An 11,115-nucleotide genomic window follows, 5' to 3' on the forward strand; every position below is an offset into this window, starting at 1 on the left:
GGTTTAATGCAATTCATACAGTTACTACAAGAAAATATAGCTCTAGCCTTGGTCGTATTTGGTTTGTTAGGTCTTTGTGTTGGCAGTTTTTTAAATGTCGTGATTCATCGTATCCCACTTATGATGATTTACGGTTGGCGACAAGAATGTAGCCAATTTATGAGCGAACAGGCAGATATGCCACGCGAGCATACGTTACCTATAGCGAATGTCGTGGCTACTGACCAACCCATTACTTTGAGTCGACCTGCCTCACGCTGCCCCCATTGCGCTCATAAGATCAGATGGTATGAAAACATACCCTTAATCAGCTGGCTGGCACTAAAAGGGCGCTGCTCAAACTGCAAAGCTGCGATTGGTTTGCGTTATCCTGTAGTTGAGTTAGTAACCGCTTTACTATCGGTGCTCGTGATCTACAAATTCGGCGTCAATGCAACTGGATTGTCAGCGCTCGTTTTAGTGTGGACACTAGTGGCTCTAACCGGTATTGATTTTGATACGCAGCTACTACCCGATCGCCTGACTTTTCCACTAGCAGGTCTAGGATTGGCCGTCAACTCACAAGGCTGGTTTGTCTCACCAACGCAGTCGATATGGGGTTTACTCTTCGGATTTTTATCACTCTGGATCGTCGTTAAAGTATTCTACTTAATCACTAAGAAACATGGGATGGGACAAGGTGATTTTAAATTACTAGCAGTATTAGGTGCTTGGCTCGGGCCCATGATGTTGCCATTAATTATTTTATTATCATCCTTGCTTGGATCGATCGTCGGAATAATTTTGATGAAAAAACAAGGTGAGAGCAGGCCTTTTGCCTTTGGTCCTTACATTGCTGTCGCAGGCATTGTTGCTTTATTATACGGCTCAGATATCGTCAGCTGGTATCTTGGTATGTATACTTACTGAGTCTTGATAGTAAAATTTTCCCCTAATCTACAGTCACGATTATTGATAAGCAATTTCTTCATTAGTCACTGCTTTTACTACCTCTGTCAAATAAGCCATCATTATGTCAAATAAAGCCGCACAATCTTATTCGCGTCAACCACAGAATCTACAGACAAAAAACAAGACGCTCGTCGTTGGTTTAACAGGCGGGATCGGTAGTGGCAAATCCGCTGCTAGTGCTTGGTTTTCTGAGCAAGGGATCGATATTATCGATGCCGATGTGATCGCTCATGAGATCGTTACTAAAGGCAGCGATACTCTGCGCAAAATCCAAAAAAGATTCGGTGATTGGGTGTTAAATGGTGATGGGTCAATGGATAGGGCCGCTGTACGTACGCATGTATTTGCAAACCCTGAAGCGCTTATTGAGCTTGAGGCGATCACGCATCCAGCGATACGTGAGACAGCGAAAGCACAGTTAGAGTCTAGTACCTCACCTTATGTGGTATTGTCCGCACCTCTACTCATTGAGGGAGCAGAAGCGGGTCTTGCCAATTTATGCCAACGTATCCTTGTGATGGATGCCACCGAAGACACGCAGCTTGCGCGTGCCAGTCAGCGTGATGATCAAAGTATTCAAAAAATCAAAGCCATTATGACCAACCAGCTTAGTCGTGAAGAGCGCAATCGTCATGCAGACGATATCATACTTAACGAGAGCGACCTTGCCTCTCTATACTTACAGCTAGAACCCCTACACCAAGAGTACCTTACGCTTGCCCAGCAGCTAAAGTTCGCTGGCGATTAACCTCATACAGTGCCATACCAGTAGCGACGCTTACGTTTAAGCTTTGTAGGTTGCCATGCTCGTTTCCTGACATCGGAATATAAACCAGCTCATCGCAGCTCTCCATTGTCAGGCGGCGCATCCCCTCTCCTTCTGACCCCATAATGATGGCGATTTTGCCAGTCAGATCAGCGGCATGGATAGGCTTCGCATCGGCATTGAGCGCCGTACCAAACACAAATACTCCTGCGTTTTTGATGTGCGAAAGTGTACGTGCCAAATTGGTGACACTAATAATCGGCATCATCTCTGCGGCCCCAACAGATACTTTAGCGACTGTGGGCGTCAGGCTTGCTGCATGGTGCTTCGGACAAACCACGGCGTCCACACCCATTGCTACGGCTGTGCGCAAGCAAGCGCCAAAGTTATGTGCGTCTGTGATTTGATCTAGCACTAACAATAAGCACTGTTCGCGACCAATAATGGTATCAAGCAGACCTTCATCAGCAAAACCTAGCGGACGAGCATTGAGTACCACGCCTTGATGCTGCGGGCTACCACATAGCTGTCTCAGCTTATCTTTTTGGGTCGGCTGGATACTGATACCATTAGCTTCCGCCTCAGCCATAATGGCTTGTACATGGCTGTCACTCTCGCGTCCCTGTTGCACAAACAAGCTAAGACCATCCAAAGGGCGGTGTTTAAGTAACGCATCAATGGCATGAATGCCGTAAAAATAAATGGGTTTTGCCATAACAGGCCTATTAAGTATTAGGTGGATATCGCGCTAAGCGATGGAATAAGAAGAATGTCATTGGCATTGAGCACTGCAACTCGTTGGCAATGAGGGAGCGATTAAGTCAGCACTAAAAACAGAAATAAACAATACCAATCTGATATTGTTTATTGTTTGGTCATTAATATTTGATGGCGTTAGCTGTTCACTGATGGTACTAGCTTAATTGCAGCCAATGTTAACTTAATCGCATTGTTGATAATATCAACCTTCTAAATGGCAGACATACTGGACGATTTCTTCGGTACGTAGATTGAAACCGCTATTGCCTTCGACAACAAACGATTGACCAGCACGGTAGTAGCTAAACTCGTCATCACCATTAATTTTCACTTCACACTCGCCGCCCGTGATTTCGATACGCTCGGATGTATTGGTGCTAAAGTGATAATGCTCAACCAAGTTATCACAAGGTAAGATCACACCCAAGGTTTTGTGACGACCGTCTTCAAACATAATGGTATGGCTGGAACAGCGACCATCATAAGATACTGTCGCTTGGGCATTAACTGTTACGTTAGTAAATTGCGCCGCTGTCATAGTGGCTTCCTTATCAAATAATTATGGTAAAACTAAAAAATAAGTAACTGGTTACCGCTAGAGCCGCGTTATCAACGCACCTCTCTGCACTGAGTGCGGTATCCTTCTCTACTAGATATCTGCGTGCTAAGAGTAGCCACAGGTTCTATGAAAACGCTTTGGAATAATGACTGATTGGCATACTCTTCTCACTATACGCCTGTAATTTTACAAAATCATGACTCGTTATCATGCACCGTATGTCATCAATATAACAAGAAGAGTTTATCATTATGTGAGATTATGCTACCACATTATCTCTATAAAGTTTGTTAAAGCGACTAGGAAAATACTGTTTGATGTTAAGCTTAGATAGACTTATTTATCTGCTTTTATGCCATTAACACATCATTATACTGGGTCTATTTTTATGAATTTTGTCCGAAATCGCGCTTAGTATATAGACATAATTTTGCTATAATCAACCCTCTTAATGATTGATATTACAGCGATTACTCATTGCCAGTTTTTGATAATTTTGTGGTAATCTTCCAATCACAAATTCGATTATACACTCCCTTAATGTTTGTATTTGAGCACATTTAGCACCATACTGTTTGCCTACAATATTTATCTATTTAGTGTCGTTAAATAGATAAATTCATTGCTTTATTTATCTTATTTTATAGATGGCTTCTTAAGATTTATATGAAGTTCATTGTCTGTCATGAGAGGCGTTGATGCTAGTATCATTAACTTTACATCAGTTTGCGTTGATCGCTCAGCATGAGCTGAGTGTCGCTGAAGGCTTCAATGTCATCACTGGTGAAACAGGGGCTGGTAAGTCGTTGTTGCTGGATGCACTATCCTTGTGTGTGGGCGCGCGCGCAGACAGCGCGATGGTCAGACATGGCGCAGACAACGCAGACATTTATGCTCAGTTTGATGTACACAACAACAGCGTCATTGCCGAATGGTTTGCCAAGAATGATCGGGCGCTAGACGAGCCTGAAGTACTTATTCGGCGGCAGCTGAGCAATACTGGTCGCTCAAAAGCATGGTTGAATGGTTCGCCTGCCAGTTTGGCTGAGCTAAAAAGCTTGGGCGCATTACTGGTCAATATTCATAGCCAACATGCTCAGCAAGCCTTACTCAAGCCGCAGTTTGTGGTGAATTGGCTCGATGAGATGGCACAAATAACGCCACTCACGCGTCAGACAGCCAGTAGCTATCAGCAGTATCAGCAGCTAAAGCGTCGCGCTGATGATATTGCAAGTCGCGAGGCTCAGCGTCAAGACCGTATTCAACTTTTACAAAGCCAACTGGCAGACATCACCCCTCTATTGGCTGTGGACTATGCAGAAGTTGAATCTGAGCACGAGGAGCTCTCTAATATTGAAGCCTTAATGCAAGAGGCCAGCCATGGCTTGCATCTGCTCGACAATGATACCGATGAGCCAGATGTAATGACCTTGCTCGGGCAAGTAATCAAACTTTGCGATCATCAAGTTGGTGTCAGCCAAACCTTTGAGCAAGCATCTGAGCAGCTGCATTTGGCGCAGCAACAAGTCACCGAGGTGACGGCGCTACTATCAGATTATGCCGAGCAGCAACTACCTGACCCTGAGCGCTTACAAGCATTAGACAATCTCATCAGTTTAGGTCATCGCTTATCACGTAAGTACAACTTGCCAGCGAGCGATTTGATTGATGAAGCAAAAGTTTGGCAAGAGCAATTAGAGCAGTTAGAAAACGAGCCGAGCAGTGATGCGATGGCCGCGCAAATTGAGCAAGCTTGGCAGGATTATCTAGCACTGGCCACACAGCTAAATCAAGAGCGTACAAAAGCGGCACCAACCATTAGTAAACAGCTTATAGAACAACTACAACCGCTTGCCTTACCCAATGCGCGCTGCGAGTTCGTTTTTACCAAAAAGACAGAGCCTAGCCAGTACAATGCACATGGCTGCTACGATATTGATTTATTGTTCAGTGCCAATGTCGGTATGCCCATGCAGCCACTGCATAAAATCGCCTCAGGTGGTGAGCTGTCACGAATGGCGCTGGTCATGCAAGTTCTGCAAGCAACCAACGCTGATAATAACGCGGCCAAGCCCATGCTCGTATTCGATGAGGTCGATGTCGGCATCAGTGGCGGTACCGCTCAAGTCGTTGGGGAGCTGCTACGGGCGCTTGGACAAACGCAGCAGCTGCTCGCCATCACGCACCAAGCACAAGTCGCGGCGCAAGCGCACCAACATATCTTGGTACAAAAGCACCATCAAGAACAGACCGAAAGTGAGCTGATAATACTGACAGACAGCGCGCAAGTAGATGAGCTGGCGCGTATGTCTGGTGGCGTTACGATCACTGATGTGACTCGCGATCATGCTCGTAGCTTGCTGTCTGATGTCAAATGACACATTAATTGTCGTTAAATCATCCAGCACGATTCATCAAAAAAAGTACTTGTTAAATCTTTGTGGCTATCAATAGCAGTTGGCGTGAATCTTGCTTTTCTATTGGTTATCACCATATAGTGGTCTTTCACCCTTATTATTCGGTTGCGTTTGTTTCTATGTCTAAAACCAATTTGACCCATCATTTCTTAATTGCGGCACCAGAGCTGTCAGACCCAAGGTTTGAGCAGGCGCTCATTTATATTTGTCGCCATGATAATCACGGTGCACTAGGTCTAATGGTCAATCGTCCGTTAGAGCAGGCGCGAGTGGGTAAACTGCTAGAAGATTTGGATATTGAGGTGACTGATCCACAAGTGATGGAAGATGTGGCTTTAGAAGGTGGCCCTATGTATCCTGAGGTGGGCTTTGTGCTGCATACAGGTCAGCCTGAATGGGCGTCCTCTTTTGCGATTTCAGAGAATGTCTGCATCACCACCAGCCAAGATATTCTAAAGCGTATCGCGGCAGGTCAAGGCGTCGGTCACTATCAACTGTGCTTGGGTCATGCCAGCTGGGGCAAAAAACAGTTAGACCAAGAACTGGGTAACGGTGATTGGCTCGTTTGCCCTGCCGATCTGACTTTATTGTTTGATACGCCGTTCGAAGAGCGCTGGCAAATCGCCGCAGACAAAATCGGCGTCAACTTTGACTATCTTAGCAGTGACATCGGTCATGCTTAATAGCACATGTTCTATGAATTGTGCTCTATGAATACAGATAAAGAAATAAAGGATAGCCGTCACTATGGTGGATAGCACAGAAGCTACAGATCATGATCTTGATATAAATGGCATTGGCAGTAATGAGTCTAACATCAACGGTCTTAGCGACTCTGAGCCAGAGATAAAGCCGCATCTTATTTTGGCGCTAGATTATGGCGTCAAAAAAATGGGCATGGCGCTCGGTAATAGCTTGACCCAAACCGCACGCGCTTTTGATATCTTGGCGATGAGTAATGGTCAGCCCGACTGGGACAATCTCATCGGTATTATAAAAATCTGGGGCGTGGCACAGGTGGTGGTCGGCCTGCCACTTAATATGGATGGTAGCAGTTCCATGCTCTCAAAACGCGCACATAAATTTGCGCGGCGTCTGGCTCATAGAATTATGGAGCAGCATCTGCCAGTGACCGTATCATTATGTGATGAGCGTTTAACCTCTATCGAAGCAAGAGAAGTCGCATGGGACAACGGCTGGATCAAGCATGAACGTGATCCGATTGATGATATCTCTGCTTGTATCCTGATGTCGACTTACTTTGCGGATCCAAATAGTAGTATCGCTATTGATGCGGTCAAAGCAGACTAATTAGGCAAGATAGGTAGAAGACACTGTTATTTCTGTCGCACCATTTTGCTACATCGTACCTACCCACAGATAAATGACTGATTACTATGACCACTGCCCTAGACCAAGACTTGCACACTAAGTCGCAACATGGTTTTGCTCCGCTTGCTATTGCTCGTATTAGAGGCGCGCAGCGTGCAAATCAGATAGCGATCTATCTCATTTATGCGGCCATTTTGGCCTTTATAGTATTTGGTACCATTGCTAGCATTAAGATGTTCCATGACAATCAACTATTGTATCAACTGTTTTATAACCTGCCCTATGCCTTGGTTGCATTGACCATTCCCATTACGCTTTATGATGCTTTTGTGGTTTATCGTTATCGCTTAAACCAACCCNGCCTTGGTTGCATTGACCATTCCCATTACGCTTTATGATGCTTTTGTGGTTTATCGTTATCGCTTAAACCAACCCTCGATGATTGCCATGAGTATTGGCGTATCGACCATCATATTGATCGGTGGCTTATTATTTGCTGATACGGCATGGTTAGGACTGTCCTGTTGGCTTGGTGTGGCGTTTTTATTCAAAGTCAGTTTCAAGCGCTTTTTTAACTTCTTAGAAGTGGCAAATACTGACAAAGAGACAGCAGCCGTAGACGATCTAGACAGTACATCCCAGTAAGCTATTAAACAAACGATCCATTTTTTAACCTATCTACTTAATTTTACGATACAAATATGACTACTTCTATACCAGATACGACCATCGACCATCATCTAGATACGCAAGGGCTGATCTGTCCTGAGCCTGTGATGATGCTGCACCGAGTCATCCGAAAAGCAGATAGCGGTGAGGTGATTGAGATACTGGCCACTGACCCTGCTACCACTCGCGACATTCCAAATTTCTGTCGTCATCTGGGTCATGAGCTGATGACTCAAGAAACACTGGCAGAAAACATCAGCCTAGATACTGACCCTGATGAAATCACTATTGATGGCGATGACACCACGCCAGCAAGCGCGACGCTGTATCGTTATGTGGTGAAGAAAAAAAGTGGTTAACTTATATCTGACCTATATCCGAGCATCCTATGAGTCGTGACCGCGCTGTACAGCAAAGGCAACCCAAAGCGCTGGCAGTCGATGATGAACCGTCTTATATGACTGAGTTTCGTCAAGCCATGCTAGCACGTGGTTTGGCGACGCGTACCCGTAATGCTTATGTGCGCGACTTGCGTTCTTGTGAGTTGACCAACCCACTCGCCCTGACCCGCTGGCAGCCTGATGATGTGCTACACTGCCTTTCGCTGCTTGCCCAAGATGGTAAAACCCCACGCACCCAAGCGCGTATGCTCTCAAGTCTGCGTCAGTTCTATTTATGGATGATAGCGAGCAATCTGCGCGAAGACAATCCCTGCGAGCGTATCAAAAGCCCAAAGCTCGGACGCCCGTTACCAAAGGATTTGGCCGAGACTGATGTCGATAATCTCCTTGCCGCACCTGATACCAGTACGGCGCTTGGACTGCGTGACAAAGCGATGCTAGAAGTGCTCTATGCCTGCGGTTTGCGCGTCAGTGAGCTGATTAATCTGTCACTTGAGCAAGTGAACCTAAACGCAGGCTGGCTACAAATCACAGGTAAAGGCAATAAAACCCGACTGGTGCCACTCGGTGAATACGCAGCGGACGCACTGGAAGATTATCTGTCTCATGGGCGCGGTGATCTGATTGCCCGTCTAAAATCTGGCAATTGCCAAGCAGTGTTTTTGACCGCGCAAGGCGGCTATATGACGCGGCAAAACTTTTGGTATCTTATCAAGCGTTACGCCAAAGTAGCCAGTATCGACAAAGAACTCTCACCGCATACGCTGCGCCATGCCTTTGCCACCCATTTGCTCAACCACGGTGCCGACTTGCGCAGCGTACAGCTATTGCTTGGACACAGTGACTTGTCCACGACGCAAATCTATACCCATGTGGCGACAGCAAGATTGCAGCAGCTACATACCGCGCACCATCCACGTGGTTAGCGCGAGCGCTTAATTTATATATTGACTCATCAGCAAAGGATCATACCGTGCCGCAATCTCAGCCATCATCCAAGCCCACTCTCACCAACGCACAAGCATTTGCGCTAAAAAAACTGACCGTGATGGGTTATTTAGAAGGCACGTCTTTTCTGCTGCTACTGGGTATCGCCATGCCTCTCAAATATATGCTGGATATGCCTGAAATGGTAGGCTACGTCGGGCCTGTGCACGGAGTGTTGTTCATCGCTTATATTGTGGTGCTCTTTATCACGGCGCATAAAATCAAAATGCCGCTGTGGGCGCTCCCTGCTGGTGTGCTTGGTTCATTTTTGCCCTTTGGGCCGTTTGTGTTTGATCATGTGTTAAAGAAGCGTTTGAGTAAGTAGTTATATAGAGCAAACCGTCAAGTAGGATCATCAACAAACGATTTTTAGGAGAAGAGCTATGCCAATATTTGATATTGATTACATACTTGCATTAGGTCGTAATGATAAATGTTGGTGTGGCTCAGGTTTAAAATTTAAGCGTTGCCATATAGATCGTGAACGAGAAAAGCCTATGTCTAAAAGCGAAGTCATAGTATTTGAACGAGAAATATTTAAAAAAGAGGTATGCTATGCATCTAAAGAACTGTTTTTAGAATGCAATAATATTATAAAAGCTCATACTGTTTCCAAATCTAGTGGATTATCTGATATTGCCGATAGTACTAACCATGTTTTAGGCTTGAAACAAAATCTAGTAAACTTCCAGAAGAGTAAAGGAAAATTTAGGTTTGAAAGAATTGGTATTAATAACGCTTCTACCTTTAAAGGATTTTGCGCAAAACATGACAAACTACTATTTTCTTGTTTTGAAGATAAACCATTTGTAGGAACACGGGAGCAATGTACGGCTTTAACTTATAGATCTGTAGCAAAGGAAATTTATGCTAAGGAAAATGCTGTAGAAGCCGCGAAATTTATGAGCAGAAACGTGGATAGAGGATTGCCACTTATTTTGCAGATAGATAAACAGGAAAAAATTTATCCTTACAGGCTAGGTTCAGAAATGGCACTTCATGAACTATATACACTTAAGAATAGTTTAGACTCTAAATTATCAAATAATAGTGATAACCTTTATAGCTTTTTAGTCATAGAATCCACAAGCCCTCTACCAATTGTAGTGTCATCTATAACTAACCCTACGCATGATTTCAAAGACAAACATCTTCAAGACTTGGCAGATTTAGAGTCAATACCTGACTATCTAATTTTTAACGCATTTACGAGCCATGGTAAGGGCTTTATAGTTTTCAGTTGGTCAAAAGAGGCAGAAGTGATAGATGAATTCATAAACTCTTTACTAGAGATAGATAAAAAAGAGATGTTCAGCTACTTAGTCAACTTCTTCTTTAGCTCTGCTGAAAATACGTTTATCTCTCCTGACTGGTGGAATAGTTTAAACACAGAACAGCAACACAAAATAGAGACTTTTTTCAAAGTAGGTGCAAACTATACTGCGGAAAGACCGAAAAAATTACTTGCTGATAACAGCATCACATTTGCAGGTTGGGAAGTAAAAAACCTCTACAGAGTCATTTAATAATTTGTGGTTTCTGTAAGAGTGCAAACCTACCCTTTTCTCGTTACAATACCAATCATACGATGCGTACTGTCCTAATTGGACAACGCACCCCCTTCTACCTATCTGTTATTTGAGAATCTCATGAGCCACCCACTAAATCATAAGCCACCTGCCGACCTCCTCAAAAACGCTGAACACTGGCGCGAAGACATTCATTTTCAGCAAGACGTGCTGGGTAAGCCGTTTGATTTTGCAACCACGTGGGGTATTTTTTCACCGCAAAAGCTCGATGATGGTAGCCTGATGCTGCTTGATTATGTAGATTTCCAAGAAGATGATGATTCAATCGATTTGGGCTGTGGCTATGGTGTGCTCGGTATGACCGCCGCGCGCGAATGTCCAAACGGTCAGCACACACTAATCGATAAAGATTTTATGGCGGTAGAATATGCACGTCTGAACTGCGAAAAAAATGGTCTAAAAAATGTCGATGTGCATTTATCGAATGGCTTTAATCATGTGACAGCGGACAAAGACTTTAGCCTTGTGATGTCGAACTTGCCTGCCAAAGTCGGTAAAGAGCAGCATTATCTGTATTTCCTCGATGCTTATGCCCGCATGCGTCAAGGTGGGCGTTTTTATGTGGTGACGATCAATGGTTTGCGCCAGTTTATGAAGCGCTCGTTTACCGAAGTTTTCGGTAATAGCGAAAAGATCAAACAAGGCAAAACCTATACGATTACCATGGCGACCAAAGATTAGTCTT

At 44.5% G+C, this 11,115-nt stretch carries 13 protein-coding genes; 11 read left to right on the forward strand and 2 right to left on the reverse strand.

The genetic code is table 11. The features are described 5' to 3' along the window. The first annotated feature begins 6 nt into the window (after positions 1 to 6). Together AC58CZ_RS09285 and coaE are read left to right on the forward strand one after the other, a co-directional pair. On the forward strand, positions 7 to 909 hold the full coding sequence (locus tag AC58CZ_RS09285) for a prepilin peptidase (RefSeq protein WP_071002608.1): 903 nt from the start codon (positions 7 to 9) through the stop codon (positions 907 to 909). A 103-nt stretch (positions 910 to 1,012) separates the two neighbouring features. Beyond that, positions 1,013 to 1,699: a dephospho-CoA kinase gene (gene coaE, locus AC58CZ_RS09290; protein WP_075105862.1), complete on the forward strand. Its 687-nt coding sequence runs from the start codon at positions 1,013 to 1,015 to the stop codon at positions 1,697 to 1,699. On the opposite strand, the gene rlmB is transcribed toward coaE, so the two are convergent. Both rlmB and ppnP read right to left on the reverse strand, forming a co-directional pair. Further along, complete coding sequence (rlmB, locus tag AC58CZ_RS09295; protein ID WP_494224229.1) at positions 1,662 to 2,432, reverse strand: 23S rRNA (guanosine(2251)-2'-O)-methyltransferase RlmB; 771 nt, start codon at positions 2,430 to 2,432, stop codon at positions 1,662 to 1,664. The two genes, coaE and rlmB, sit on opposite strands and share 38 nt — an antisense overlap. Positions 2,433 to 2,678: 246 nt before the next feature. Beyond that, on the reverse strand, positions 2,679 to 3,014 hold the full coding sequence (gene ppnP, locus AC58CZ_RS09300; protein WP_058023616.1) for a pyrimidine/purine nucleoside phosphorylase: 336 nt from the start codon (positions 3,012 to 3,014) through the stop codon (positions 2,679 to 2,681). Positions 3,015 to 3,733: 719 nt separating this feature from the next. Here ppnP and recN point away from each other — a divergent pair. The 9 genes from recN (at position 3,734) to AC58CZ_RS09345 (ending at position 11,111) form a co-directional block, all read left to right on the forward strand. Beyond that, positions 3,734 to 5,413, forward strand: a complete 1,680-nt coding sequence (gene recN / locus AC58CZ_RS09305) for a DNA repair protein RecN (protein WP_494224228.1) — start codon at positions 3,734 to 3,736, stop codon at positions 5,411 to 5,413. 158 nt (positions 5,414 to 5,571) lie between these two features. After that, positions 5,572 to 6,135 carry a YqgE/AlgH family protein gene (locus AC58CZ_RS09310; RefSeq protein WP_058023618.1) on the forward strand — a complete coding sequence of 188 codons (564 nt, stop codon included), beginning with the start codon at positions 5,572 to 5,574 and terminating at the stop codon, positions 6,133 to 6,135. A 64-nt stretch (positions 6,136 to 6,199) separates the two neighbouring features. Further along, positions 6,200 to 6,763 (forward strand): Holliday junction resolvase RuvX, encoded by a 564-nt coding sequence (gene ruvX / locus AC58CZ_RS09315; RefSeq protein ID WP_494224227.1) that lies wholly within the window; start codon positions 6,200 to 6,202, stop codon positions 6,761 to 6,763. Between the two features lie 426 nt (positions 6,764 to 7,189). Further along, positions 7,190 to 7,429: a hypothetical protein gene (locus AC58CZ_RS09320; RefSeq protein WP_497413146.1), complete on the forward strand. Its 240-nt coding sequence runs from the start codon at positions 7,190 to 7,192 to the stop codon at positions 7,427 to 7,429. A 56-nt stretch (positions 7,430 to 7,485) separates the two neighbouring features. After that, positions 7,486 to 7,812 (forward strand): sulfurtransferase TusA, encoded by a 327-nt coding sequence (gene tusA / locus AC58CZ_RS09325; RefSeq protein WP_494224225.1) that lies wholly within the window; start codon positions 7,486 to 7,488, stop codon positions 7,810 to 7,812. A gap of 29 nt (positions 7,813 to 7,841) precedes the next feature. Further along, on the forward strand, positions 7,842 to 8,780 hold the full coding sequence (gene xerD, locus AC58CZ_RS09330) for a site-specific tyrosine recombinase XerD (RefSeq protein WP_494224224.1): 939 nt from the start codon (positions 7,842 to 7,844) through the stop codon (positions 8,778 to 8,780). Between the two features lie 47 nt (positions 8,781 to 8,827). Further along, complete coding sequence (locus tag AC58CZ_RS09335) at positions 8,828 to 9,166, forward strand: DUF3817 domain-containing protein (protein ID WP_494224223.1); 339 nt, start codon at positions 8,828 to 8,830, stop codon at positions 9,164 to 9,166. Between the two features lie 58 nt (positions 9,167 to 9,224). Further along, complete coding sequence (locus AC58CZ_RS09340; RefSeq protein ID WP_494224222.1) at positions 9,225 to 10,367, forward strand: SEC-C metal-binding domain-containing protein; 1,143 nt, start codon at positions 9,225 to 9,227, stop codon at positions 10,365 to 10,367. A gap of 123 nt (positions 10,368 to 10,490) precedes the next feature. Continuing rightward, positions 10,491 to 11,111 (forward strand): methyltransferase, encoded by a 621-nt coding sequence (locus AC58CZ_RS09345; protein WP_494224221.1) that lies wholly within the window; start codon positions 10,491 to 10,493, stop codon positions 11,109 to 11,111. The last annotated feature ends 4 nt before the right edge of the window (positions 11,112 to 11,115 follow it).

The organism is Psychrobacter sp. CR212 (genome assembly GCF_059693765.1).